The 695-nt window shown below is 44.7% G+C and carries 2 protein-coding genes; one reads left to right on the top strand and one right to left on the bottom strand.

The genetic code is table 11. From position 1 onward, the window contains the following. Window positions 1–190: 190 nt before the first annotated feature. Window positions 191–388, top strand: a complete 198-nt coding sequence (locus tag Q4488_RS18770) for a hypothetical protein (protein ID WP_303582129.1) — start codon at window positions 191–193, stop codon at window positions 386–388. Between the two features lie 96 nt (window positions 389–484). Here Q4488_RS18770 and Q4488_RS18765 read toward each other — a convergent pair. After that, on the bottom strand, window positions 485–695 hold a 211-nt coding region (locus Q4488_RS18765; protein ID WP_303582127.1), incomplete at its 5' end, for a hypothetical protein.

The raw sequence follows: 695 nt of genomic DNA, 5'->3' as shown, positions 1-695 counted from the left end.
CAGAGAAGCAGGATCTCAGCGTTAACATTTTTCGACGTACAACCAGTATGCCTGTAACGGTTGCCTTGATCTCCAGCCTCTCTGTAAGCCAGAGGCGTAATTGACTTATTCGCACCTTCCCTAAAGTAGGAGAGGTAGTCATCTACTTACCATCGTACGCTTCTTCTCACCAAAGACAAAGTGTATCACTATGACATATAAGCAGTTGACCGTTGGGGGAATGACACCAGATATCGGTTTATCTGAGCAGAGTTATCGGACTGCCTGCATGACTATTCATGTATATCGTTCAACCGTCTACCGACAGTTACGAATTTACCCTGAACAGCCCTCGCAACATGCTTACACGACAACGACTAAGTATCATATGTCGACGTTAATCATCTAGCATATTTCATTCGAATATTTATCGAACACAAGGCCATAGCTGATGTACTCCCCTATTCATCGTAAAAGTGAGCATAGCAGTAAACACTTAAATGGATTAGGCGATAGCACGTCGACCTGCATCGGCTGATAGATAAAGCGGTAGGATAAGCACAACACAGACGGGATCTAAGGAAGGTGCGAATAAGTCCGTTATGTTCTCTGCGGACATTAGAATGGTCAGATACGCGGAAGCCAGTGCAGCGAAATGTCTAGACCTTTTCAAGCTGGCTGACAAAGTAGATGACCATTCTAATATCCGCCCTTCG

Source organism: Amphritea sp. 1_MG-2023 (assembly GCF_030547545.1).
Classification (GTDB): Bacteria; Pseudomonadota; Gammaproteobacteria; order Pseudomonadales; family Balneatricaceae; genus Amphritea.
Note: the sequence above shows the minus strand (reverse complement) of the source record. Positions and strands in the feature narration are given on the sequence as shown.